The sequence below is a fragment of the Pararhizobium sp. LjRoot235 genome (genome assembly GCF_964254145.1).
Taxonomy (GTDB): Bacteria; Pseudomonadota; Alphaproteobacteria; order Rhizobiales; family Rhizobiaceae; genus Pararhizobium.
Genome location: NZ_CAXUSP020000001.1, coordinates 2,994,389 through 3,014,507 on the forward strand (window position 1 = coordinate 2,994,389; position 20,119 = coordinate 3,014,507).

At 56.6% G+C, this 20,119-nt stretch carries 35 protein-coding genes, 1 tRNA gene and 1 pseudogene; 22 read left to right on the top strand and 15 right to left on the bottom strand.

The window, feature by feature from the left end:
- Positions 1-53: 53 nt before the first annotated feature.
- Both ACSQ2Z_RS14525 and ACSQ2Z_RS14530 read left to right on the top strand, forming a co-directional pair.
- The gene (locus ACSQ2Z_RS14525) at positions 54-305 is read left to right on the top strand and encodes a hypothetical protein (RefSeq protein WP_436081830.1); all 252 of its coding nucleotides are present in this window, start codon (positions 54-56) and stop codon (positions 303-305) included.
- Between the two features lie 245 nt (positions 306-550).
- Positions 551-835 carry a hypothetical protein gene (locus ACSQ2Z_RS14530; RefSeq protein ID WP_436081831.1) on the top strand — a complete coding sequence of 95 codons (285 nt, stop codon included), beginning with the start codon at positions 551-553 and terminating at the stop codon, positions 833-835.
- 83 nt (positions 836-918) lie between these two features.
- On the opposite strand, the gene ACSQ2Z_RS14535 is transcribed toward ACSQ2Z_RS14530, so the two are convergent.
- A complete protein-coding gene (locus tag ACSQ2Z_RS14535; RefSeq protein WP_436081832.1) occupies positions 919-1,938 on the bottom strand; it encodes a DUF2806 domain-containing protein in 1,020 nt (339 codons plus the stop codon).
- A gap of 352 nt (positions 1,939-2,290) precedes the next feature.
- Between ACSQ2Z_RS14535 and ACSQ2Z_RS14540 the strand changes: the two genes are divergently transcribed.
- Both ACSQ2Z_RS14540 and ACSQ2Z_RS14545 read left to right on the top strand, forming a co-directional pair.
- Entirely contained in the window at positions 2,291-3,142 is an 852-nt protein-coding gene (locus ACSQ2Z_RS14540; RefSeq protein ID WP_436081833.1) for a TIR domain-containing protein, read from the top strand.
- Positions 3,143-3,194: 52 nt separating this feature from the next.
- A complete protein-coding gene (locus ACSQ2Z_RS14545; protein ID WP_436081834.1) occupies positions 3,195-3,431 on the top strand; it encodes a hypothetical protein in 237 nt (78 codons plus the stop codon).
- Between the two features lie 173 nt (positions 3,432-3,604).
- Here ACSQ2Z_RS14545 and ACSQ2Z_RS14550 read toward each other — a convergent pair.
- Positions 3,605-3,682: transfer RNA gene (locus ACSQ2Z_RS14550), tRNA-Met, on the bottom strand.
- Between the two features lie 734 nt (positions 3,683-4,416).
- Here ACSQ2Z_RS14550 and ACSQ2Z_RS14555 point away from each other — a divergent pair.
- The 3 genes from ACSQ2Z_RS14555 to ACSQ2Z_RS14565 all read left to right on the top strand — a co-directional run bounded on the left by ACSQ2Z_RS14555 (position 4,417) and on the right by ACSQ2Z_RS14565 (position 5,682).
- Positions 4,417-4,590, top strand: coding sequence for a hypothetical protein (locus ACSQ2Z_RS14555; RefSeq protein WP_436081835.1), 174 nt, complete (start codon positions 4,417-4,419; stop codon positions 4,588-4,590).
- A 163-nt stretch (positions 4,591-4,753) separates the two neighbouring features.
- Entirely contained in the window at positions 4,754-5,086 is a 333-nt protein-coding gene (locus ACSQ2Z_RS14560; RefSeq protein ID WP_436081836.1) for a hypothetical protein, read from the top strand.
- 80 nt (positions 5,087-5,166) lie between these two features.
- On the top strand, positions 5,167-5,682 hold the full coding sequence (locus tag ACSQ2Z_RS14565; RefSeq protein ID WP_436081837.1) for a hypothetical protein: 516 nt from the start codon (positions 5,167-5,169) through the stop codon (positions 5,680-5,682).
- A gap of 948 nt (positions 5,683-6,630) precedes the next feature.
- Here ACSQ2Z_RS14565 and ACSQ2Z_RS14570 read toward each other — a convergent pair.
- A complete protein-coding gene (locus tag ACSQ2Z_RS14570) occupies positions 6,631-6,849 on the bottom strand; it encodes a hypothetical protein (protein ID WP_436081838.1) in 219 nt (72 codons plus the stop codon).
- 708 nt (positions 6,850-7,557) lie between these two features.
- Between ACSQ2Z_RS14570 and ACSQ2Z_RS14575 the strand changes: the two genes are divergently transcribed.
- Positions 7,558-7,788, top strand: a complete 231-nt coding sequence (locus ACSQ2Z_RS14575; protein WP_436081839.1) for a hypothetical protein — start codon at positions 7,558-7,560, stop codon at positions 7,786-7,788.
- 192 nt (positions 7,789-7,980) lie between these two features.
- Here the strand turns inward: ACSQ2Z_RS14575 and ACSQ2Z_RS14580 are convergent, their stop codons facing one another.
- From ACSQ2Z_RS14580 to ACSQ2Z_RS14635, 12 genes and pseudogenes are all read right to left on the bottom strand, one after another.
- Positions 7,981-8,610, bottom strand: a complete 630-nt coding sequence (locus tag ACSQ2Z_RS14580; protein ID WP_436081840.1) for a transcription termination/antitermination NusG family protein — start codon at positions 8,608-8,610, stop codon at positions 7,981-7,983.
- A gap of 86 nt (positions 8,611-8,696) precedes the next feature.
- Positions 8,697-9,365 carry a hypothetical protein gene (locus ACSQ2Z_RS14585; protein ID WP_436081841.1) on the bottom strand — a complete coding sequence of 223 codons (669 nt, stop codon included), beginning with the start codon at positions 9,363-9,365 and terminating at the stop codon, positions 8,697-8,699.
- 151 nt (positions 9,366-9,516) lie between these two features.
- A complete protein-coding gene (locus ACSQ2Z_RS14590) occupies positions 9,517-9,729 on the bottom strand; it encodes a hypothetical protein (RefSeq protein ID WP_436081842.1) in 213 nt (70 codons plus the stop codon).
- Positions 9,722-10,087 carry a hypothetical protein gene (locus ACSQ2Z_RS14595; RefSeq protein WP_436081843.1) on the bottom strand — a complete coding sequence of 122 codons (366 nt, stop codon included), beginning with the start codon at positions 10,085-10,087 and terminating at the stop codon, positions 9,722-9,724. The genes ACSQ2Z_RS14590 and ACSQ2Z_RS14595 overlap by 8 nt, the downstream gene beginning before the upstream one ends.
- 168 nt (positions 10,088-10,255) lie before the next feature.
- Positions 10,256-10,669: a hypothetical protein gene (locus tag ACSQ2Z_RS14600; protein ID WP_436081844.1), complete on the bottom strand. Its 414-nt coding sequence runs from the start codon at positions 10,667-10,669 to the stop codon at positions 10,256-10,258.
- A gap of 161 nt (positions 10,670-10,830) precedes the next feature.
- Entirely contained in the window at positions 10,831-11,010 is a 180-nt protein-coding gene (locus ACSQ2Z_RS14605) for a hypothetical protein (protein ID WP_436081845.1), read from the bottom strand.
- On the bottom strand, positions 11,010-11,210 hold the full coding sequence (locus ACSQ2Z_RS14610; protein WP_436081846.1) for a hypothetical protein: 201 nt from the start codon (positions 11,208-11,210) through the stop codon (positions 11,010-11,012). The genes ACSQ2Z_RS14605 and ACSQ2Z_RS14610 overlap by 1 nt, the downstream gene beginning before the upstream one ends.
- Positions 11,200-11,409 (bottom strand): hypothetical protein, encoded by a 210-nt coding sequence (locus ACSQ2Z_RS14615; protein ID WP_436081847.1) that lies wholly within the window; start codon positions 11,407-11,409, stop codon positions 11,200-11,202. The genes ACSQ2Z_RS14610 and ACSQ2Z_RS14615 overlap by 11 nt, the downstream gene beginning before the upstream one ends.
- Before the next feature lie 2 nt (positions 11,410-11,411).
- On the bottom strand, positions 11,412-11,753 hold the full coding sequence (locus tag ACSQ2Z_RS14620) for a hypothetical protein (RefSeq protein WP_436081848.1): 342 nt from the start codon (positions 11,751-11,753) through the stop codon (positions 11,412-11,414).
- Positions 11,754-12,262: 509 nt separating this feature from the next.
- Positions 12,263-12,514 (bottom strand): annotated as a pseudogene (locus ACSQ2Z_RS14625) (DUF2312 domain-containing protein); the annotation flags it as partial.
- 3 nt (positions 12,515-12,517) lie between these two features.
- Positions 12,518-12,730, bottom strand: a complete 213-nt coding sequence (locus tag ACSQ2Z_RS14630) for a hypothetical protein (RefSeq protein ID WP_436081849.1) — start codon at positions 12,728-12,730, stop codon at positions 12,518-12,520.
- Positions 12,727-12,960, bottom strand: a complete 234-nt coding sequence (locus tag ACSQ2Z_RS14635) for a carph-isopro domain-containing protein (RefSeq protein WP_436081850.1) — start codon at positions 12,958-12,960, stop codon at positions 12,727-12,729. Before ACSQ2Z_RS14635 ends, ACSQ2Z_RS14630 begins: the two co-directional genes overlap by 4 nt.
- Positions 12,961-13,055: 95 nt before the next feature.
- Here ACSQ2Z_RS14635 and ACSQ2Z_RS14640 point away from each other — a divergent pair, with 95 nt between their 5' ends.
- From ACSQ2Z_RS14640 to ACSQ2Z_RS14705, 14 genes are all read left to right on the top strand, one after another.
- Positions 13,056-13,865, top strand: a complete 810-nt coding sequence (locus ACSQ2Z_RS14640; protein ID WP_436081851.1) for a LexA family transcriptional regulator — start codon at positions 13,056-13,058, stop codon at positions 13,863-13,865.
- A gap of 8 nt (positions 13,866-13,873) precedes the next feature.
- A complete protein-coding gene (locus ACSQ2Z_RS14645; protein WP_436081852.1) occupies positions 13,874-14,314 on the top strand; it encodes a hypothetical protein in 441 nt (146 codons plus the stop codon).
- A gap of 185 nt (positions 14,315-14,499) precedes the next feature.
- Positions 14,500-14,730: a hypothetical protein gene (locus ACSQ2Z_RS14650; RefSeq protein WP_436081853.1), complete on the top strand. Its 231-nt coding sequence runs from the start codon at positions 14,500-14,502 to the stop codon at positions 14,728-14,730.
- A complete protein-coding gene (locus ACSQ2Z_RS14655) occupies positions 14,727-14,978 on the top strand; it encodes a hypothetical protein (protein WP_436081854.1) in 252 nt (83 codons plus the stop codon). Before ACSQ2Z_RS14650 ends, ACSQ2Z_RS14655 begins: the two co-directional genes overlap by 4 nt.
- A complete protein-coding gene (locus tag ACSQ2Z_RS14660; RefSeq protein WP_436081855.1) occupies positions 14,975-15,109 on the top strand; it encodes a hypothetical protein in 135 nt (44 codons plus the stop codon). Before ACSQ2Z_RS14655 ends, ACSQ2Z_RS14660 begins: the two co-directional genes overlap by 4 nt.
- A gap of 7 nt (positions 15,110-15,116) precedes the next feature.
- Positions 15,117-15,647, top strand: a complete 531-nt coding sequence (locus ACSQ2Z_RS14665; protein WP_436081856.1) for a siphovirus Gp157 family protein — start codon at positions 15,117-15,119, stop codon at positions 15,645-15,647.
- On the top strand, positions 15,647-16,657 hold the full coding sequence (gene bet, locus ACSQ2Z_RS14670; RefSeq protein ID WP_436081857.1) for a phage recombination protein Bet: 1,011 nt from the start codon (positions 15,647-15,649) through the stop codon (positions 16,655-16,657). The genes ACSQ2Z_RS14665 and bet overlap by 1 nt, the downstream gene beginning before the upstream one ends.
- 4 nt (positions 16,658-16,661) lie before the next feature.
- Positions 16,662-17,153 (top strand): hypothetical protein, encoded by a 492-nt coding sequence (locus ACSQ2Z_RS14675; protein WP_436081858.1) that lies wholly within the window; start codon positions 16,662-16,664, stop codon positions 17,151-17,153.
- A 10-nt stretch (positions 17,154-17,163) separates the two neighbouring features.
- Positions 17,164-17,385 carry a hypothetical protein gene (locus ACSQ2Z_RS14680; protein WP_436081859.1) on the top strand — a complete coding sequence of 74 codons (222 nt, stop codon included), beginning with the start codon at positions 17,164-17,166 and terminating at the stop codon, positions 17,383-17,385.
- Positions 17,386-17,808: a hypothetical protein gene (locus tag ACSQ2Z_RS14685; protein ID WP_436081860.1), complete on the top strand. Its 423-nt coding sequence runs from the start codon at positions 17,386-17,388 to the stop codon at positions 17,806-17,808.
- A 70-nt stretch (positions 17,809-17,878) separates the two neighbouring features.
- Entirely contained in the window at positions 17,879-18,388 is a 510-nt protein-coding gene (locus tag ACSQ2Z_RS14690) for a DUF1643 domain-containing protein (RefSeq protein ID WP_436081861.1), read from the top strand.
- The gene (locus ACSQ2Z_RS14695; protein WP_436081862.1) at positions 18,385-18,579 is read left to right on the top strand and encodes a hypothetical protein; all 195 of its coding nucleotides are present in this window, start codon (positions 18,385-18,387) and stop codon (positions 18,577-18,579) included. Before ACSQ2Z_RS14690 ends, ACSQ2Z_RS14695 begins: the two co-directional genes overlap by 4 nt.
- A gap of 34 nt (positions 18,580-18,613) precedes the next feature.
- Positions 18,614-18,916: a helix-turn-helix domain-containing protein gene (locus tag ACSQ2Z_RS14700; protein WP_436081863.1), complete on the top strand. Its 303-nt coding sequence runs from the start codon at positions 18,614-18,616 to the stop codon at positions 18,914-18,916.
- Positions 18,802-19,938, top strand: a complete 1,137-nt coding sequence (locus ACSQ2Z_RS14705; protein ID WP_436081864.1) for a tyrosine-type recombinase/integrase — start codon at positions 18,802-18,804, stop codon at positions 19,936-19,938. Before ACSQ2Z_RS14700 ends, ACSQ2Z_RS14705 begins: the two co-directional genes overlap by 115 nt.
- Positions 19,939-20,119: the final 181 nt, after the last annotated feature.

Sequence of the window (20,119 nt, forward strand, 5' to 3'; positions counted from 1 at the left end):
CAAACAATGCCGGGCTTTATTAGAACTGGCATAGTTAACCTTGGGAGAGTGAAATGGCAGACGTCGAAAAAGAGTTCTTTCGTGAGGGGCTACCCCACGACAACCAGATTTGGATGACACTCGTTTTCGATTCCGTTCAAGGACATCTCAAAGTCCGGACATACCGCACCAGGGCGCGGGGGACCTCTGTGGCGATTGAGGAAGACCCTTTGCCAACTTATCTTGCGACCGTGAAACACACTAAAGCCAAGCGAAGCCTGAAGTCCCACCTTGGCAAGCTTTCGATCGCCATAAGAGATCTATAGGTGACAACCTCCCACCTACCGGAGCAGATGGGGCGGAACTGATCCCATGTCTCAATCTCTGCCCTCAAATGAGGACACAGAATGGGACATCGGCCGTCTTGCCTTTGGCGATCACCTAACCACCCTGTGGACAAGTGGGACACATGTAGGCAGCCTGTGAAAAAGCCATTCCTACTAGCGTGCCGCACTTGCGATTTGGGCAGGTTAATTGTTTCTTGCTAATGCAACTTTCGCAGGAGATGACCATGGGTGTGATTGAAGATGTAAGGAAGTGGCTGAAGGAAATCCCTATCTGGCAAGAGCTGGAAAAGGTTCCGGACCGCTTGACTGCTCTGGAAGAGCGGATGGACAAACTGGAGGCCAGGCTCGAGCGCCGCCCTGGAGATACGTGTGACACCTGTGGCGAGCACGCTATGCGGCGCACCCGGACAGGGCGTGTCATGGGAAATTTCGGCGCGCAAGTCCGTCAAGATATTTGGACCTGCGAGAAATGCGGCGCGACTGAGCAACGTGTCGTGAAGTTATTCTGACGCAAAATCATCTCCTCGCCGCTGCGGGACATCGGGAACCGGGCGGTTAGGCCCAGTTCTCCATTTCAGGTATGCGTAGCATGTTAAACGAAATCCGATGGTAGACTATGCAATCTACCGTCCGGGAATATCTTGAAGAACAGAAGCTGGCCCTCGGGTACTACATTTTTGAGTTGCATCGCAAACTCGCGGAAGACGGCGAAGCTGTCCCACGGTAAAATGGTGCTCAGTGCAGCGCCGACATCGGTCAAAACATACGCTGGGACCGCAGCTTTTCCTTCCTTGTTCACGACCGGACCCCCGTCGCTGTATTTTACGGGACAAGATTTTTTGAACCCTAGCGCTAAATTGGCGATGGGGAAGATCCAAATTTCATCGCCGCTATCCAAGCGGCCTTCGATGAAAAGTGTAAGGTGGCCAGTAATGCCAGGATCTGCAATCAAGCCTGCGGATGTCAAAGCCAGCTTCTCGTGAAAGTTAAGCTCGCCAGCTATCTGTTTGAAGATGACATTCTCGCGGCCCTTAAAACCGCAAATGCGTTCAAAGATCTTAGCGGTCTCACTATCTAATTCATCTGTTGCGCGCAGAACTTTGGCGCTGAATGTCCCCGGAACGCGCACTTCTGACGACAGAACTCGACCCCAACGCTGGCGTAGCTCCTCTGTGGTTGCCCCTTCTGCGTATTGCTCAAATCGATCCATAAACTCATCGCTGAGTACCGCAGGCCCTGCTACGGCATCTGCATCAGATGGCGGTTGCTGGCGCAGATCTTCCAAAGCCTCTGCCACAACAGCATCTTTATTGAGCTGTTGCCGCGCTACTTTCCTGAAGTGGCCGTCGAAGGCTCGACTAGCAAACTCGTCGTCTATTCCCATGCGTTCCACACCGTACTTAGCCGTGGCCTCGATCAGCTGACGTTCGCCTTCGTTTTTAGCACGCCGGCGCATTGCTACGCCTTCAAGCCATGCATTTCCGATATCCGCGACACCGCCCAGGAGCCGATCAAACGCAGCCACAGCCCTGCTTTTTGCGGAAGCCTTCACCCCCGTCTCCGTCAGTTCGGCGGAGATGGATGTTTCGCTACTAAGATGATCTTCAGACATTTTGCCCCCCAAAGAAGAAGAACAATCTATCGGAAAACGATTCCTAGCAAATGGCGATCCACCCATGACCGCTTGGATTTGCGCACGTCCCGGTCAACAAGGACTTGCTAAACCACGCATGAACGATCGTTGAACGGATATTGTACGGTTGCTGAATTACTGCCGCGCAGTACGCCCTTTGGCTGACAGCGATGCTGCGTTGACGCCTTGCTCGAATTGGAACCACTGCAAATTACCGCCGTCTAGCCGAAGGCACAGTTCGACACCTGCTGCGATCCCGGGTGGATGTGGCCGCACGTTTGATTTCCTGATTGATCAAATTCAAAGTGCCTCACCGAACGGGGAGAATCATATGGCACGCAAAACCAGCTCGCAGGCGCCGGAAACTGCGAACATGACCGCCGACGACATGGAGCGTGGCATCCGAAGGTTAGAACGACGACTGAAGGCGGTGGAGGACTTTGATCCAAAATCGCTTGACCGAACAGATCCATATTCGACCACCCGTCCACTTGAAGCGGATATTGAGACCGCTCTCACAGAAACGTTTGGTCACGGCACGAAGGAATACACTCGTTTTCGATTAGCCGCACGTTTCGACTGGCCAATTTTTATTGGAGGAGAAATCCCTCATCACGAGAAAATAGAGCATGTCGCTAAAGACCGGCAGCGTTCGATCCAACTGCTATCTGCCGCCATTGCAATGCTCCGCGAACGGCTGGAGGACGCAGGACCCACTGCCAAGCAAGTGGATGCCTCAGCTATGGGCAAGCTATCGAACCGCATTTTCATAGTTCACGGACACGACAACGAGCCAAAAGAAGCCACCGCCAGATATTTGGACGCACTAGGTTATAGGCCTGTCATTCTGCATGAGGCGGCCAACAAAGGTCGAACTATCATACAGAAATTCCGTGAGGAGGCATCGGACGTTGGCTTTGCGATTATCCTCCTCACCCCGGACGATGCCATGCCCTCCGGCATTCACCGCGCGCGGCAGAACGTTATCCTGGAACTAGGTTTTTTCCTCGGCCAACTAGGGCCGCACCGCGTCGCAGCTGTGGTCAAGGGCCGGGTCGAGGTCCCAAGCGATTTCGACGGTGTTGTTTACATTCCGTTTGATGGGGGTTGGAAAATGTCCCTTGCGAAAGAATTGGAAGCCGCCGGATACGAAATCGACTGGAATATCGTGATGCGGCAATGATGACATGCCGGGCGCTTTTGAGAACTGGCATGGGTAACCTTGGGAGGAATGAATGAACTGGACCAACGACACGTGCCCTATATCCCTTGAGCCAGCCCAGGAGGAGCTATCGGGGATAGAAGACGTTGTCGAATTCATCTGTCCCACCTGCGGCCGATTTCGGATCACGGGAACCGCCTTGGCGATGATCCTCCACAGAGACCCAGACACCAGAGAGGCCGCCCTTGCCCAAGCAAAGACGAAGGCAAAGGAAGGGGAAATACCGACGATCGATAGCTCTATGCTTTAGTCCGGCTGACCCACTTCACGCCGTAAATGAAGCCCGATGGGGCCGGAGGGGCGGCGCGGGTTCTTCACCCGTGAGTGTAGCCTTGTTCCTCGTGCCTGTGACCGAAGCCGGGAGGTACCCGCTCCGCATGGAAATGAGAAACCCCGCCACCAGTGAAGGCGACGGGGCTGATCTGGTTGCGGAGGGTGGATTTGAACCACCGGCCTCATGGTTATGAGCCATGCGAGCTACCAGGCGGCTCTACGCCGACGTGTGGATTGAAAATTCCATGCGGCGCGCCATTTCACTAAGTGGAAGCTACACTTAGGAGGAGCCAGCATGAACCGGAATACCCTTATTGGCCTTGCAGTTGCCCTCGTGGTTATTGTCCTTGCGGTTGTTTACCTGGTGCCAGGGACCAATGACACTACGACCGAGACAACTACACCGCCAGTGACGACGACCGAGCCGATGACCTCGCAGCCTTCGACTACCGAGCCGTCAACTGAGACTCCGTCAACAACTGAACCGACAACAACGCAGCCTTCGACCACGACACCAGCTCAATAAAGGCAAATTGAAGGCGACCACCCTACCGCATAGACGGCGGTCATCAGGTGGTCGCACTTGCCCAGTGAAGGGCTGCTCTACGCCGGCAAACTGAAAAATTGGCAGCGCTCTTTTTGAGCGGGCGGCGGTGAAACGAACTGCGCGATGATGATCGCGAGCTCGCCGTGTCCTCAAGGAAGGTTTTGCACGGCTCGACAAACAGAACCCTTAGCATTCGCCTGAAACGATGAACCCCGTCACCAGTGAAGGCGACGAGGTCCATACGGACGCGCTAAGCGGACGGGCGATGATCGCTCGAAAGATATCGTCTCTACCCAATGACAAACCTCGGCGGCGGGGACGAACGATTTGAGTTCTGCTATGTCAAACATCGACGCCGGCGGCATCGCACGCGCAGAGTTCATGGCTGGCATGAGTTAAACCTTGGGAGGGTCGAATGGACGAAATCGAAATCGAGCGGCTAGCCGCAATCCTGTGGAAGCGAGAGAACCCCGATCGCCCTTGGACGATTGTTTCCAGCCGTGCGGTACTTGGGCAGGATATTCCGACAGGCGCCAGCCAAGAAGACAGAGATCGATACATTCAACGTGTACGCGATGGCGAACGCTGATGGACACAAAACGGGACATTGGGGGGGCCGCCCAATTATGGCGACCCTCCACACGTGACTTTATTGGCGGATTGTACGTGCCCGTTTGAGCCGACTTCACGCGAACGATGGTAGTGGGGCGCCGTTTTGGCAACCGGCGCTCTCTCGTCTGCCGCCTCTCGACATGTTTGATTTCCTGATGCAGGTTTTGATTGTTTTTCAAACGCTGGGTGACGAATTGGAATACTTAGAAAACTCAAGGCTTCGTACAAAAGGTTGGACCTCAAGGCAGTATTCACATGACGTACGTGGGTTAGTAGGCGCCACAAAACCCCACGATAGTGCGCCAGACGAAAAGGCCGTGTTCCTGTCCCAAACTTTCGGAACAATTCGGACAACCAAGGTCCTGATTAAGATTGATCCAGCGGACTTCAAAGCTCTCGCCAGCCTCATGTTCGAGGCCGATAAGAAGGCTGCTATCCAGGCCTTTGCTCAGATACTAAAAGCGACAGCCTAACTAGCTATTTACCCGCACCTGGGCGAACTTCTCGTGCCGGGCGTTTTTCAGGACTGGCATAGCGAACCTTGGGGTAATGGATGAAAATTCCGGATATTAGCGATCGCTCAGTGCCAGATGATGCCGTAGAGGCCATGAGCTCAACAATCGGCGAGATGTTTCTGAACTTCGCATTCATAGATCAAGCGCTTGACTACCTCTTGATTGAGTTATTCCCCTTTGCCGTGAAGCGAAATATCGCCAGCAAAATGCCGTTTCAGCTTGGCCAGAAGATCGATTTCCTCACTAAGTGCTTTGACAGGATGAGAGAACTCGCGCCGCTCCAAGCCGATGCTGGATCGGTTTTCAAAGAGATCAACGACTACGCATGGGTTAGGAACACCCTCGCTCATGGCGCGCTCTCTCACTATATCGACAAACCGCAGTCTTCATTCGTCTTCGTCAAGCTTTCCTACAGTAAGGCCAACGGGGTGCACTTGGCCGATGATGTGGTGCTAAACTTCAACGCGCTTTCACAGGCTACCCGCCTCGCTAGGGGAGCGGTTCCCAAGCTCCATGCGCTTCTGAAAAAGATTCAGGCCTTGGGCCTCGCCTGAAAAAAATCATTCCTACCAGCCGGTGTGGACATCCGCATTTCGCGATATGAATTTTCTACGGACGTCTCAATCTCTACCCTCATCAGAGGACACAGAGCGGGACATCGGTCGCATGGCTAGCCTGCGAGCGCGGCAAAGAGAACTAGGCGTGGTCGCGTGGTGTCACCTCACCCAAAGCAACCTGTCATTCCGGGGCAATTTTCATTGTCTCGTTTAATTTAGGTTTTACTCCTAAACGCTGTGCCTTACTGCTCATACTGCAAAAGCATTTATAGGGCTGGCCTGGATATGTGATGGGATCCAGACATGAAATGCTTCCCGCACAGTTTTTCTTCATCGCTACGCAGTCAGCGCCGCTCTCCACACCCTTACATTCGCATTTTTGAGTGTCTGCATCACAACTGAAACCAAGTCCCGAGCCCCCTATTTGTCGGCTGGCGCTCCAAGAGGGAGCAACCGCCAATCCAAGTGTTTGGACAAACACAGTAAGGAGAAGCACTGTTCTTTTGTACGACATGAGAACCTCCCGATCCGGCGAATGATGCTCTTGAGACCCACGCTGGGCGCCGCGCTATCGCGCTATGAAAGTAGCACGGGCTACTTGCGGCTGAAACCAACCCCTTCGGACGTTGTGGCTAACAAAATAGGCTTGCATGGCGGACGCGGAAGTCGCTGGCCGGGGACCGCATTACCGCACCTGACGAAGCTCTAGTGATCGTCGAGAAGCCTGTACAAAGACGGGGAGCAAGAAAATCAGACCGGGATCGCGGCGGCAAGAGCGCGGCGAGGTTGCAGTCCCGAAAGATGGAAAACTCGGGCTTTCTCCTTGTCGAACGCCCACCGCCCCGGCGGCCTCGGCGGCCTCGCGTCGAGAAAACAAAGTGGGGGCATCTTCCCCTATCGGGAGCCGGACAGTGATGCCCGGCTCTCCATTTCAGGCATGCGGGATCAGGATCGCATTCGATCGGGCTCAAGGCTGAGGCCGTGGGTTTCATAGCTCTCGCGGTAGACGGGCCGGAGATCGGTGATCTTGCGATACGCGGTGATGCCGAGACTGCGCAGCGAGTGCCAGATATGGCCGACGCCATAGTGGATGACCGCCAGCGTGAACGAGGCGAGTACCGCGACGACGGCGGCAAGAATGTCGAACACGCAATCGAAGCGCATGCTGTTTCCTTTCGGGCTGGTGATTAAGGGCGGGTCGAGGTCCCCCGAGATTTCGTTTGGCGGCGCACAATAAACACCTTGCTTTCCTAGGTCGATGAGCGGGTTATGCTGTTCCATAAACAAAGGAGCGCAGCAGATGGCTAAAAGTCAGGTCCGAGGCAACAGAGAGGCCCGGAAACCAAAGAAAGAAAAAGTCGCCGACAAACCAGCTCCCACCCTCGGCTCGCAGGTAAAGAACAGCGAGAGCACGCTCAGGAAAAAGTAACGAAAAAAACCCTGCCGCCAGTGAAAGCGACGGGGTCAATAAGTACTTGCTAAACTACTCAGGAACGAGTGTTGAACGAATATTGTACGGTTGCTGAATTACTTCAGCGCAGTACGCCCTTTGGCTGGTAACGGTGCGGGCTGGGTTGAAAACGATTCGACACTCAACCCTCTCTGTGCTTTGTTTGCACAATAAGAGGGGGCATCTGTGGCGTTTGTTAGGATTTTGGCTGTTGCGGCCATTTTCGCAACATCATGCTCGAATGCATTTGCCCATGGGGGCGGCTGCCGGAAGAGCTCACCGCCAGGACAATGCTGCCATATGCAGAAGAGCTCCGGCCGGGTTCACTGCCACTGATCCGCGCATTCTTTCGGTTGGTTGACAAACTCAGGTGATTTCGGGTCGAGTAAATGGACCGATCGGCTGGAACACTAGGATTCAAGATGAGTGAAGACCCGACCACGATCACCGCAGAATTCCAGGACCATGACATCGACGTGGTGTCAAAAGATCCTCTCATAGGGAGGCTCGAGCTCATTGCCGACACAGACGAGGTTATCGAAGTAGCCCTGGATCGAACCAACGCCGAAGCGTTACTGTCTGCGCTGGTACAGTTCCTCGCCCAAGGTGAAGGCGAAGACGCGCCCAACATCACGACGTCTACTGTCCAGTGACCTTTTGTCCGGCGACCTGCAGCTTATGAAGCTGGCGAGTTGCCGGGCTGCCCTATTCCGACACACTGAAATTTCGACAGCATTCTTTTTGAGCGGGAGGCGGTGAAACCCTCCCTGAGGCCCGGCGAGTATTCCCTCTAATCGAGGTCCGCGATCAGAACAGCCTGAAAATCACCAATGATTGCAGCGATTCTAAGCGACTTTCGCAATCTCTGCAACAGCCTCATCGGCATAAAGGCTGTCCAGTTCTTTGATAATCCCCAGCACTTTCGGCCTGGCGCCGTCGTTGAGGTTGTCGATGAAACGATCGGCCCATTCTCGCATTGAGACGGTACGCGCCCTGCCCTTCGGAAGGATTTTCTTGAGCTGCCCGCGCAGGCCTTCCGCCTTCATGAACTTGGCCGTTTCGGTCCTGACGCGCTGGTCATGGAGGTGCCTTTCACATGCGTCGAACTCGGCAAGCATCAGCTTGGCGATCGTGGTTTCTGGAAAGCGGATCGGGCCGGAGTTCCGTGACGGCGCCAGCATGCACATCACACCCTCGACGCCGCGTACCTTCTCAAATTCAAGGTTCGGCAGATGCACGAAGGCATAGCCGACGAGCAGCGGCAGACGGCGCTCGATGATCTCGTTCGTTCGGTGGTGCTTCACTTCGATCTTGAATGAAGGCATGTAGACGTCGATGCCCTGGTTTCGCAGCTGGCGCTCGATGACGGATTCGTCCTTCCGGTGCGCGGGCATGCCTTCGAGCGCCTTCGCCATCCGCTGAGAGCCTGGCACGGTCCGCACCGCGTACCACCTCGTTGTGTCTTTTACTGCCATTTCCCTGTCCTCGCTGTTATTGAGCCGCCCGCCCGATGATCATCCGTTTTCCCGCAGACATGCCGATGGCGCTGGTGTGTGCATGTTCATTGGAAGCTCCTTTCCGATCTGCGCTTCTCGGCTGCGAGGTATTCCTCACGGGACTGCGTCTTGCCGGAGATGGCTGCGAGAGTACCGGTCGGAGGAGGCTTGACCTTCGCCCTCTCCCACAGCCTTTTCGAAAGGAATTTGTCAGCGGCGAAGAACGTTCGCTTGTTGGCGCGAACCGTGGCGACATAGGCCGGCGTTTCGGACGCGACTGCTTTCCGATCATCCGGCGTCAGGGCCTGCCACGCTGATCGCGCCTCGTCTTCGTCGTCGGTCGTGAAGGTGGGCCAAGACGAAAACCAGCTTTGGAAAGCCTTCTCGTCCAAATCGATTTCGCGCTCGTGTTTTTTTTGAATAGGTTCTGAACGAAGTGAAGAACCTTCTACCTCTGTATCTGTATCTTGGGCCGTTACTGAAACGTTTCGTTCCGTTTCATCGCGTTTCGCCTTTGTTTTTTCACGATATTTCCGCACGCGATCGGTGCTGTTGTCGCTGCGATACTGAAGCTCGTCCCACGCGACCGGCTTCATGTTTTCGTCGACCAGACCAACCTCAGAGAGGCGGCGTTTGATCTCGTCAAGTTCCCTCGCCTGCACGCCAAGTTTGACCGCGATCTTGCGATCCTTGAGGTTCGATACGGGTTCGTCGAGAAGACCGTCAGCCTTCAAGCAGCAGATAGCGACGAAGTGCCAGCGGTCTTCGAACGCGAGAAGGCGAACCTTCTCGTCGTCGATGATGCGATGATAGAGACGAAACCATGGGAGGTTACTCATTGCGCCCCTCCTAGTACATTTTCGGCGCCTGCTGATGCGACGATTGTCATGGCGCCTCACTTCGCCGCTTTTCGGCAGCGCGACGGCACAGATCAACAATCTTAGACGCCCACGCAAGTCGACGGGTCTTGGAATGGATCTCGTTGTCCGGCCGCTTTTTCTTGCCGCTCGAAAACGTTTCAAGCCAGCCCTCAAGCTCGCGGCAGTACCGCGCTCCCTCGTTTGCCATGTCTTCGTAGATCTGGAAGTCTTCAGGCATCAGCGGCCACCAGTTTCTTGGGTGGCAAAGCCCGTTCCGAAGCCTCAAACAAACAGCAGGATTTCGCGTGATGCGGTATCAGTCGGTTTGCCTTGTTCAGGATCGGCCGATTGCACTTCGCTTTCCTCAGTTCCAGCGGCGTCTTCTCGTGACGCTTCCCGAAATAACCGGGGTCGCAAGCCACATACTCCTCCCGCTCCCTTTCGTATTTCCAGGCATGCCAGAACACACATTCTCGGCAGGTTACCCCCCGCGGACCGGTACCGGCGATGTGTGCCTGACCGAGATGGGTTTCTGCAATCGGCCGGTGAACTTCCTTAGCCGTCAGATGGTCGCTGAACTGAAGATGCTCTGGCATGTTCATTCGCCTTTTGCTGATAGAAAATCGGGACATTCACGTCTCGCAGTTGGCCCCGGTCTTAGGAGTAGACCGGCGGGGCTGTTTGGCCGCTTGAGGAGGAGTTAAGCGGCCGGGGGAACATCGTCGTCCGTCAGCCAGTCGGCTCGTGCAGCCCACGCGTGCGCCCTAGCCCGCCATCGTTTCCCGATGAGAAGCCGCCTCATAGGCGGCAAGCTTTTCATCCAGCGCATCCAGACGGGCACGGAGTTCTTCTTTTTCACGACGGCTCTCCTCGATGACTGCCAATCTCAATGCGTCCATTTCTTCGCTGTCGATTCGGCGGACGGTACCCTCCCAAATCGATCGCGCCCGACGAAGGGTGAAGTCTTTTTCGAGAAGCTCGTTCATGAACCGACGCGCCTCATAGAAAACGTTCTCCAGTTTTCCGTACCGCTCCTGGGGGAATGCGTCCCGGAATAAGCTTCGAGCTTCAAAAACAGCACTCATAACCTTGCCCCTGTTCTGCTTCTGCCTCTTGGGTTTGAAACCCAAATCCTTGTCGTGACTTCCCAACACCTTGTCGGTCTCCTGTGCGATCATCCTCTTGCTTAAGGAGAACTTGATGCACAGGGATGTTACCTTAGAAGATGAACACGGAGAGCCAGGCCTAGCAGGGCTTGAGCCCTCCGTGTCGCAGTCCGCCGCATGCGGGCCGATGCAATTGGGCGATGTCGTCGCCCTCGTCGTTTCCGATCTCCGCGTCAGGCGGAAAGCCGCGCCGGCCGATCTTTGTAGGGAGAAGGAAGGTCGAGTTCTGCGCTTCGCTGCTCCGATATCCATTTCTCAGCGACCCGTTCGGGGACGTTGAGCTTGTTGGCGACGGCGAGTGTGTCGAGGCCTTGACGGAAGAGCGTGAGGGCTTTCCGGCTCTCCCCGATCATCACATGCCGCCGGCGTTGCGGATGGACCCGATAACGCCTTCGAACTTCATCTTGGCTTCGGTCCGCTTCCACTCTGCGTTCTTCTTCGCCCTATGGGCAGCGAGGTGATCGAGCGAGATGACGACGATCAGCGCCATCGCGACCAGCGTGGCAAAAACCACCAGAGGCCAAAGGATGTGGGCCGGAATGCTATTTCCCATCTGCGCTTCCAAAGATGTGATCGAGTTCGTCGGTGGCTGCTGCTCTCGTGGCGTCCGTCCACTCGCTCGCCGGCCGGTCGAGAGCGGTGAAGCGGGATACCGCCGCACGTTGCTGCTTTCCGCTCTCGACGGCCAATTGCGCTTCTGCGTCGATCGGGTCGCCAGAGATGCCGGTAAAATCTGCGTCGAAGAGATCCAAGATCACGCCTCCTCGTACGGAAGAGTGTCGAACAGAGGAGACCGGGCTTGATCATCCTCGAAAATCGAGAACGCGCTCCGGATTTGGAGATTTGGAAGGCCACGACGCTGCGCGCTGATGACGCCCGCATTGCGCTTTGCCTCACGCCTGACCTTCGAATAGTCGCCGTTGAAATGGCGGCCGTGACTATTGGCAAAGCGGTCGACAGCGCTCTGCTTCCCGCCTGGATACGTCGGGACGCGCAGGTTCATGGCGACCTGTCGGCCGGTCATGCCAAGTTCGATTCCGCCGTCGATCTGCTTCAAGCGCTCTTCGTGGGACGCGCGTTTCCACCAGGTGCTCATGCCTCCTCGCTTTCGCGCCCTGCGCTCATCGATTTTTCGCAGCTGTAACAATGGCGGAGCCCGGAAGCGCCGCATGCATCGGGACGAAGGCAGTTGGGCCGGTAGTCGCTCGCTGTCATCTGCCGAATGGGTACGGGAGACAACGGTTCAACGTCCACGACGTTCGCCAGTCGGGCCTTGCCCTTCACTGCAGCGATTGCGTCGTCTTCCGATGGGGAATTGGGTGCCGTCTCTCCGGCTGCCACGGCAGTCGCTTCCGTCCTCGCCATGCCCACCCCTGCGCCGCCATGTACATTGCTAGTCGCAACCACGGCCGTGTCGTCGTTGGCATCCATTGCCGTATCCGGGGTATTCTGTTCTACCGCTTCCTCGCGCTCGATCATGATATCGACGGCCGTGATCAGGGCCTTGGGCCCCGTTTCGGTTCGCACGCCGGTGACGATCGTGTGGGCGAGATTCGGGCTCAGCTCGCCGGTCGCGGCATCATAAGGCTCGTCGTCGTAAAGGCCGGGCTGCTCAATCATGCCGAGAGCCGCGAGGTAGGTATCCAGGATCGCTTCACGCTCCGCGCGCTCGTCCCGATCCATTTTGCGGATCTTAATCACCTCCTTGAGGATTTTCACCTCAAAGCCCATCCCCTTCGCCTCGCCATAGACGTCCTTGATGTCGTCGGCGATTGTCTTCTTCTCCTCTTCAAGACGTTCAATCCGCTCGATGAAAGAGCGCAGTTGGTCGCGGGCTACGCCGTGTGCGTCGGACATTTGTTATTCTCCTACTCGGATTGCGCGGGCGATAACCGGAGCGACATCGTGCTCTGCCAGTTGAGACATCGAAAGCTTGAGGGCGCGCTGCTGCTGTTCGTTCTGGAGACCGAACGGATGAGCCACCGCGATGATCGCGGTTTCTGCACGGGCCTTTGTCAGCGGGCGGACATCTTCCGAAATTGCCAGGGCTTTGATCTGTCCTTCGGAGGTCATTGCGCAGCCTCCGGTGTTTTGAGAAACATCTCGTACTCGATATGCTTTCCGGCAGCGCATCCGGCCTCTATCAGCGGATCCCAATGTTCTTGTGGGATGCGGCCACGCTCCTTCCAGCCCTGCACCGTCGAAATAGCAAACGGACGCTCAGGCCTGGAAAGTGCCTTGGCAGTCTTGGTCAGCCCGCCAAGTTCGTTGATGATAAATTCCGCCGGGGATTTGGCTTCCACTTTACGCGTCCATCGTTGGTCCGCGACTTTTATACGCGCTTCACGTAAGCATGTCAACGTGGAAAACGTAAACGCTTTTTGCGTAATTCTACGTCATGAACGCAGAATCTGATTCGGTCACCGTGAAATTCCGCGCCTTGCGCGAAAGGGCAGAGATGTCGATGGACGATCTCGCCCGTGCGATGGGCTACTCCCGCGCGTCCAGCATCCAACGATACGAAGACCCTTCGCTCTATAAGAAGGAGTTCATCGCGCCAGAGCTGGTGCTCAAAATGATCAAGGCTCTTACCGGAAAGGGTGAGCCACCAATCACAGCAGCCGAGATATGGACCCTCGCCCGTCCGGAAGTAGTCTCGAGCCGCGGTGGCATCATTCAAAGCTTCGATCCAGATGCCGCCGAGCCAGAAGGCGATCCAGCCTATTCGCGCGAACACTGGAAGCCGAGTGTCGCTGGCGCCCTACCTGAGCTCGACATGCAACTTGGGGCGGGCGAAGGGACAATCGGAGAAGTCATAAGCTTGCCGACCAGCGACGGTTCGATCAGCGGTCATCGGGTCGTGGCCGAATGGCTGATCCCGCTGGACTACCTCCGCAACGAAGCGAAGGTTTCACCGAACACCACCATCATTCAAGAGGTCAAAGGGGATTCAATGATCCCCACGTATATGCCTGGCGATCGGGTGATTATCGACCTGTCTCAGAATGCCATGACCAGTGATACGGTCTATGCGATCAGCTATGAGGGCGTGTCAGAGCCTCAGATCAAGCGTCTGCAGCGCGTCCCCCTCAGCAGCCCGGCGCAGGTAGTCATCATTTCCGATAATGCGAACCTGAAAGACTTCACTGTCGAACTTTCACAAGTCCATGTGCTGGGGCGGATTTGCGGTCATGTGGCCAGAAAATAGGGCTTGATATGAAATGGATGCAATTCGCCTTCTTCTGGTTCTTAGATGTAGCTCTAAGCGCCGCGATAGCGCAGTTCGCTCCACCCTACGAAAAGTGGTCATTGTTTTTTCTTAGCATGGCCGTCTTTTGGCTTTTGCCAACAGTGCTGGGCGCTTGGACGCTGATCAAGTTCTGGATCGCTTACCATCTCTTCACCAAGCGGCGCCTTGTCCGCTATTTCAAGGCGAAGATGCACGAGAACAAATTCCCGGCTTCCGCCGGACACTTTGACCACATGACCTATCTCTCTTTCGTGCTTGATGAAGATAGCGACCTGAAAGCAAAGATGAAGGCTGCTTTTTTTGTTGGCGAACTGACAACCTATAAAGAGTCGAAACCCTTCACCATGGGTATAGCAGCGCAATCGGCCTTTGAAGTTGCGATGGAAGAATACCGGCCAGACCGGTAGCGGACATTCCGAAGCTGGTAGGAACGCATCTTGAGCGCCGGCCGGATCATCCCGCCGGCGTTTTCTGATAGCGCCCTTACGCATACCGCGCAATACATTTACGCACATAGCGTACATTTTCTCTTGCGATTTACGTTTTCTGAGTATACGTTATTTCTCAACAAACCGCTTCACGGAGTTGAGACATGGACATCCAGGCAGCAGTGCAGAAGATCATCGAACGCACCCAGAGCATGAAGCCGGGCGCCGCTTCGATCTTCCTCGCGGAGAACGTTCGTCATCACCAGAACCTCTGCAAGCAGATCGCTGCCAGGATGGCAAAGCCCGCTGGCTGGAATCTCGCCGCTCACGAAGAACTGATCCACGCGCTGATCTCCGCTGAAAACGCCCTTCGCAACGAGAGGGTTGCAGCATGATCACCTCCCAAATCCTCCGTAAATTGGCGTTCTTCTACAGCAACACGGATCGCTCGACTCTTGAGCATGCCGGGATCATTCAGCCCGGCTCCGGGGGCGACACGGCTTGGAAGCGCTTTAATCACGACTTCGATGTGTTCCTGATTAAGCTCGACGCCGCAAAACTCGAAGCCCTCACGGCACTGCTTAACAACTATCTCGCACCGTCTGTCGCACTTGCCGGTCGCAGTCTTGAGGCCGCCGAATGACCCGTCCTGTCGGCCGCCCGACCATCGAAATCTTTCCCTCGACCCAAAGCCCAAGAGACCCGAACGAGTGGCTGCGTATCGCTGCCACGATTTTTTTCGCGCTCGGCCTTGCCGTCGCATTCCAGCTGTGAGGACCAAATGATACTCGCTCCGAACAATGAACGGACCTTGGTAATCCAGATGGAGGCCGCCAAGGCGCTTCTGACGAGCCTTCGCCACCAGGGGGCCGAGCATGATGCCGATCTCGTGGCTGACAGCCTGGAAGGTGAAACCAACCTCCTTGAAGCGCTCGACGCCGCACTCTCCGAAATTGACGAGTGCGAAATCCTGATCGCTGGGCTGGATGAAAAGATCAAGGCCTTCGATACGCGGAAGAAGCAACAGAAGGACCGGGCGGAGCGCATCCGTGCACTGATCGAACAGGCGCTGATCACGACCGAGCAGGTTTCACTCAAACTCGCAAGCGCCACTCTGTCGCTCACCAAGCGCGCGCCGCAACTCGTCGTCACCAGCGAAGCCGACATTCCGAGCCGGTTCTGGGTCGAGCAGGAGCGCCCTGCCCCGAAGCTCGACAAGAAGGCCTTGGCCGATGTCCTCAAGGCCAATGAAATAATCCCCGGCGCAATGCTCGACAACGGCTCTCTCAGCCTTACCGTCAGGAGACGATAGTGAACCAGATGACGAAATTCGACCTCTCGGCGCGGCAGATCACGCTTGTCCAGCAGACCGTTGCCAAGGACTGCAACAACGACGAGTTCAATCTTTTCATGGAGGCGGCACGAAGCTACGGGCTGGATCCGTTCCGCAAGCAGATCATGCCGCTGGTGTTCGGCAAGAATGCCGATGACGCGAGCAAGCGGCGCATGTCGATCGTTGTCTCGCGTGATGGCCTGCGCGTCATAGCTCAACGCTGCAAAAACTACCGCCCGGCCTCCGAGCCTGCGGAAATCGAATTTGATGAAGCTCTGAAATCACCGACAAACCCGAAGGGTATTGTTCTCGCCCGTGTATATCTCTGGCAACAGGACAGCCGCGGCGAATGGTTCAAGGTCGTCGGTGAAGCCTATTGGGACGAATTCGCGCCGATCAAGCACGAAGCCGAAGGTGGCTATGACTGGGAGGACACCGGCGAAAAATGGCCTGACAGCGGCAAGCCGAAGAAGCGGAAGGTTCCGCGCGGCGAAGTTCGGGATGTTCTCGACACATCCGGCCAGTGGGGCAAAATGCCGGTTGTCATGATCACCAAATGCGCCGAGGCGCAGGCCTTGCGTGCTGGATGGCCGGAACAGTTCGGCGGCGTCTATGCCGAAGAGGAAATGGACCGCGCGCGCGTTCTGGACCTGACCGCGGCTGAAATTGTCGAGCAGGAACGTGAAGACCATCGCATGAAGGCGATCGGCGGCAACAACGCGATCACCGTCTTTTGGGGCGAGAACTTTGCCCTTGAAAATGTCCCGATCGGGCAGTTCTTCGACCGCGCCGCCGAGTTTGTCGACCAGGAGCTGCCGGCGACCGTTCGCAAGTGGCAGGATGCGAACCGGGACCCGCTCAAGCTCTTCTGGGCTCGCCATCCAGGCGATGCTCTGGAACTCAAGAAGCTGATCGAAGCCAAGCTGGCGGCACCTGTGCATCGCCCTGTCGATGATGCGTTTCGCAATCACGTTCTGAACGCGGGGTGATCCAATGTCTGCCCCGATCTTCCTCCAATATCAAGGCGAAGGCGAGTTCAAAGCGCCCTCGCCACACTGGGCCCGCGAAGCGGATAAAGAGTTCGTCGTTGGCGAGAATTATCGACTGGCCGAACATCACGATCGTAGCGACGCGACGCACGCGCATTACTTCGCTGTTGTCAACGAAACCTGGCACTCGCTGCCGGACGGGCTGATGGACGAATACCCAACCGCCGAACACCTTCGCAAGAAGATGCTCGTGAAATGCAGCTACGCCGACGAGCGGTCAATCGTATGTGCTAGCAAGCAGGAGGCGCGTCGCGTGGCGGCATTCATCCGCCCGATGGATCAATACGCCGTCGTCAGCGTCCGCGAAGCCGTGGTGCGCGTCTACACCGCTCAGAGCCAGAGCTACAAAGCTATGGGAAGCGGGTATTCGCCGAGAGCAAAGAAAAGGTTCTCGACGCGCTCTCCGATCTTCTCGGGTCTGACCGACCTGCAGTAGCGAGGGCGTCATGACCGTCACTACGACAGTCCGTTCCCACCAGCGACGCAAGCCTGAAAAGCCTCAGGTCTACGTCGATACCCATGTGAAGCTCCGTGCCGAAGTAGCCGAGATGAAGCGCGTGAACGATTTCCGCGACAGCGTTGATTATCAGCCTGGGACGAACGCGCTGCTGCTGATCGCCGGCAGATTGAAGGTCTTAGCGCTTCTGGCGAAAGAGCTGGTGCAGTAAATGGCATTCGCAATCCGCCGCCCCTCAACAGCATTCAGCGAAGACCCGTCAGATAGAGCGCAGAAGCGCATTCGCGACGAAGGCCACCTTGCGTTCATCCGCCGGCTACCGAGCGTGCTATCCGGCGTTTACGGCTGCGAAGCCTGCCACATCCGCTATGGAGACCCGGTTTTTCGGAAGAAGCACACTGGCAAGGCTCAAAAGCCAGACGACGCTTGGACAGTTCCGCTGTCGCCGGACGAACACTGGGCGCAGCACGACACGAACGAGCGGGAATGGTGGCTGTCCCACCGCATTGATCCGCTTGCCCTCGCGCAGGCGCTTTACGCCGTCACGGGCGACACCGACGCCGCGGTTCGGATCATTGTCCAGGCACGGACCACCCTGGGCCTTTCCGCTACCGTGCGGACTGCAGGGGAGTAGGATACGCTATGAACGCAATGTTGATTTTTCGTTTGCCTGTTGAAACGCGCCGGTTGAAAGAGATTCTGCAATGACGGATCTCATCCAACGCGGTTCAGCCATCTTTTCCGCCTGCGGCACCTACCGGTGGCGCCTTGATCGCATCCTGGGCGGCGCTGGCATCGTCTATGCCTACTTCGGCGTCAACGGCTCGACCGCCACCGGCGAGTACAATGACCACACCGTCGTGAAATGGAATGGGTTCACCCTTCGCAATGGCGGTGGCCGGTACATCGTCGGAAATCTGTTTGGAAGAACCGCAACGGACGTCAGCGAGTTGTGCATGGTTGCCGACCCGGTTGGGTCGCTGAACGACGCCTACCTCGCCGAGATAATCGCCGAGGCGGACGTATTGGTTCCTTGCTGGGGCAGTCGCCTGAAATTGCCGTCGCGCCTTCGCCCACGCATTGATGTGGTGAAGTCGCTGATCTTCTCGGCGGGCAAGCCTGTGAAGATTTTCGGGCTCACTGACTCGGGCGATCCGCTGCACCCCCTCACACTTGCCTATTCCACGCCTCTGATCGATTGGACTCACCCATGAACGACAACTCCAAGGCTCTACAGTCTGCAGAGGCGATTGCATCAATTATCATGCGACTGCGCACCGAGATGAAAGAGCATTTCACTGAGGGACTGGCAGTCATTACGTCCGATGAACTCGATCTCATCGAAGCTGCATTAGCCGAGTCTGGCCGCCCCGCCCTCCGAGACGACAGAGGTGGAGAGGAATGAGAAGGTATCAAGAGATCTGCGACGAGGTGCCGTGATGGATCACGATCTTCTGACCCCGGCCGAGGCCGCGTCCATACTGACGATCTCAACAAAGACCTTGCGCGGTCACGTAAAGGCTGGCGAGATAGCTTTCATTCCGCTCGGCCGGGGCGAAAAACGGCCTCGCGTGGGGTTTGACCGCAAGGACATCCTCGACTTCATCAACCGCCGCAGGATGCGTCAATGTCCACCTACAAGCCCAAAAACTCGCCGTTCTACCACTACGACTTCCAGTGCGGCGGTCATCGGTTTTACGGCACTACGGGAACAGCGAATCGCCGAGAAGCAGAAGCGGTAGAACGCGCCGAGAAGGAAAAGGCCAGGGCCGCGGTTAAGGCGGCCAAGGCCGCCGGCGGTGGCCCGTTGACCATCGACGTCGCAACCGCGCGGTATTGGGAAGAGGTCGGTAAGCTGCACGCGAATTCCGAGACGACCTGGACAGACCTTGCTCGCCTCGTCGATTATTTCACAGCGTCCAAGCTCCTCCCTGACATTTCCGACGCCGATGTGGCACGGCTTGTCACTTGGCGCCGATCGCAGCCGGCGTGGGGTCGCGAAAAGATGAAGGACGATTCGCCGATGCGTATGGTGTCGGCCGCCACGGTCAACCGCTCGACGACGCTCGTCCTGAAGAAGATCTTCACACGCGCCAAGCGCACCTGGCGCTATTCGTTTCCGATCGAGCCGAACTGGAAAGATCACTGGCTTGCCGAACCGACCGAACGGGTACGCGAACTGAAATCGCACGAGGGTTCGGCCATCACACTGGCAACCAGAGCGGATTATCAGCCCATCTTCGATTTCGCCCGTGCCACCGGCCTGCGGCTAGAGGAATGCCTCTTGAAATGGTCGGAAGTGGACTGGCAAACGGGATGGATCGTCAAGACCGGTAAGGGTGGCCGGCTGGTGAAGACGGCAATTACGCCGACTGTTCGCGAGATCCTGTTGCCTCTGCGCGGCCACAACGCGGAATGGGTGTTCACTTATCAGGCCGCTCGCGTCCGCAAGGCCGAGTCTGCCTTCAAGGGCGATGGCAAGGCCCGTATTCGAGGCCAGCGTTACCCGATCACCTACAATGGCTTGAAGTCGCAATGGAAACAGATCCGCGCGGCGGCTTCAGTCGAGGACTTCCGCTTCCATGATTTCCGCCACGACCTGGCAACCAAACTCCTGCGCGCCACCGGCAATTTGAAGATGGTTCAGAAGGCCCTCAGCCATGCCGATATAAAGACCACGACGCGCTATGCCCATGTGCTCGACGAGGAGGTTGCAGGGGCATTGGAGAAGCTTTCGCGAAAGCAAAAACGGAACGTTCGGTAGCGATCGCCACCTACGGCCTGGCCGGAGCCGACATTGGAGAGGTCAGGCAGCACCCGAGAACAGACCTTTTTTTGCCGAAGGTCCCGCTCGTGACAGAGATTGCACCGCGCCGGCGGCGCCTAGAGACTGGAGCCTCCTGCGCCGTTACAAATACATCGGTGGGTTGAACTGTTCTTCTGTT

Excerpts from the sequence above, each read along its gene's own strand:
- ACSQ2Z_RS14655 (WP_436081854.1), top strand. The coding sequence starts at position 14,727 with ATGATCACCTCCCAAATCCTCCGTAAATTGGCGTTCTTCTACAGCAAC.
- ACSQ2Z_RS14610 (WP_436081846.1), bottom strand. The coding sequence starts at position 11,210 with ATGGGAAATAGCATTCCGGCCCACATCCTTTGGCCTCTGGTGGTTTTT.
- ACSQ2Z_RS14570 (WP_436081838.1), bottom strand. The coding sequence starts at position 6,849 with ATGCGCTTCGATTGCGTGTTCGACATTCTTGCCGCCGTCGTCGCGGTA.
- ACSQ2Z_RS14565 (WP_436081837.1), top strand. The coding sequence starts at position 5,167 with ATGAAAATTCCGGATATTAGCGATCGCTCAGTGCCAGATGATGCCGTA.
- ACSQ2Z_RS14540 (WP_436081833.1), top strand. The coding sequence starts at position 2,291 with ATGGCACGCAAAACCAGCTCGCAGGCGCCGGAAACTGCGAACATGACC.
- ACSQ2Z_RS14575 (WP_436081839.1), top strand. The coding sequence starts at position 7,558 with ATGAGTGAAGACCCGACCACGATCACCGCAGAATTCCAGGACCATGAC.
- ACSQ2Z_RS14665 (WP_436081856.1), top strand. The coding sequence starts at position 15,117 with ATGATACTCGCTCCGAACAATGAACGGACCTTGGTAATCCAGATGGAG.
- ACSQ2Z_RS14530 (WP_436081831.1), top strand. The coding sequence starts at position 551 with ATGGGTGTGATTGAAGATGTAAGGAAGTGGCTGAAGGAAATCCCTATC.
- ACSQ2Z_RS14660 (WP_436081855.1), top strand. The coding sequence starts at position 14,975 with ATGACCCGTCCTGTCGGCCGCCCGACCATCGAAATCTTTCCCTCGACC.
- ACSQ2Z_RS14525 (WP_436081830.1), top strand. The coding sequence starts at position 54 with ATGGCAGACGTCGAAAAAGAGTTCTTTCGTGAGGGGCTACCCCACGAC.
- ACSQ2Z_RS14535 (WP_436081832.1), bottom strand. The coding sequence starts at position 1,938 with ATGTCTGAAGATCATCTTAGTAGCGAAACATCCATCTCCGCCGAACTG.
- ACSQ2Z_RS14675 (WP_436081858.1), top strand. The coding sequence starts at position 16,662 with ATGTCTGCCCCGATCTTCCTCCAATATCAAGGCGAAGGCGAGTTCAAA.
- ACSQ2Z_RS14695 (WP_436081862.1), top strand. The coding sequence starts at position 18,385 with ATGAACGACAACTCCAAGGCTCTACAGTCTGCAGAGGCGATTGCATCA.
- ACSQ2Z_RS14545 (WP_436081834.1), top strand. The coding sequence starts at position 3,195 with ATGAACTGGACCAACGACACGTGCCCTATATCCCTTGAGCCAGCCCAG.
- ACSQ2Z_RS14690 (WP_436081861.1), top strand. The coding sequence starts at position 17,879 with ATGACGGATCTCATCCAACGCGGTTCAGCCATCTTTTCCGCCTGCGGC.
- ACSQ2Z_RS14555 (WP_436081835.1), top strand. The coding sequence starts at position 4,417 with ATGGACGAAATCGAAATCGAGCGGCTAGCCGCAATCCTGTGGAAGCGA.
- ACSQ2Z_RS14580 (WP_436081840.1), bottom strand. The coding sequence starts at position 8,610 with ATGGCAGTAAAAGACACAACGAGGTGGTACGCGGTGCGGACCGTGCCA.
- ACSQ2Z_RS14595 (WP_436081843.1), bottom strand. The coding sequence starts at position 10,087 with ATGCCAGAGCATCTTCAGTTCAGCGACCATCTGACGGCTAAGGAAGTT.
- ACSQ2Z_RS14560 (WP_436081836.1), top strand. The coding sequence starts at position 4,754 with ATGTTTGATTTCCTGATGCAGGTTTTGATTGTTTTTCAAACGCTGGGT.
- ACSQ2Z_RS14685 (WP_436081860.1), top strand. The coding sequence starts at position 17,386 with ATGGCATTCGCAATCCGCCGCCCCTCAACAGCATTCAGCGAAGACCCG.
- ACSQ2Z_RS14630 (WP_436081849.1), bottom strand. The coding sequence starts at position 12,730 with ATGACCTCCGAAGGACAGATCAAAGCCCTGGCAATTTCGGAAGATGTC.
- ACSQ2Z_RS14620 (WP_436081848.1), bottom strand. The coding sequence starts at position 11,753 with ATGAGCACCTGGTGGAAACGCGCGTCCCACGAAGAGCGCTTGAAGCAG.
- ACSQ2Z_RS14645 (WP_436081852.1), top strand. The coding sequence starts at position 13,874 with ATGAAATGGATGCAATTCGCCTTCTTCTGGTTCTTAGATGTAGCTCTA.
- ACSQ2Z_RS14640 (WP_436081851.1), top strand. The coding sequence starts at position 13,056 with ATGAACGCAGAATCTGATTCGGTCACCGTGAAATTCCGCGCCTTGCGC.
- ACSQ2Z_RS14605 (WP_436081845.1), bottom strand. The coding sequence starts at position 11,010 with ATGATCGGGGAGAGCCGGAAAGCCCTCACGCTCTTCCGTCAAGGCCTC.
- ACSQ2Z_RS14650 (WP_436081853.1), top strand. The coding sequence starts at position 14,500 with ATGGACATCCAGGCAGCAGTGCAGAAGATCATCGAACGCACCCAGAGC.
- ACSQ2Z_RS14590 (WP_436081842.1), bottom strand. The coding sequence starts at position 9,729 with ATGCCTGAAGACTTCCAGATCTACGAAGACATGGCAAACGAGGGAGCG.
- ACSQ2Z_RS14705 (WP_436081864.1), top strand. The coding sequence starts at position 18,802 with ATGTCCACCTACAAGCCCAAAAACTCGCCGTTCTACCACTACGACTTC.
- ACSQ2Z_RS14700 (WP_436081863.1), top strand. The coding sequence starts at position 18,614 with ATGGATCACGATCTTCTGACCCCGGCCGAGGCCGCGTCCATACTGACG.
- ACSQ2Z_RS14680 (WP_436081859.1), top strand. The coding sequence starts at position 17,164 with ATGACCGTCACTACGACAGTCCGTTCCCACCAGCGACGCAAGCCTGAA.
- ACSQ2Z_RS14600 (WP_436081844.1), bottom strand. The coding sequence starts at position 10,669 with ATGATCGCACAGGAGACCGACAAGGTGTTGGGAAGTCACGACAAGGAT.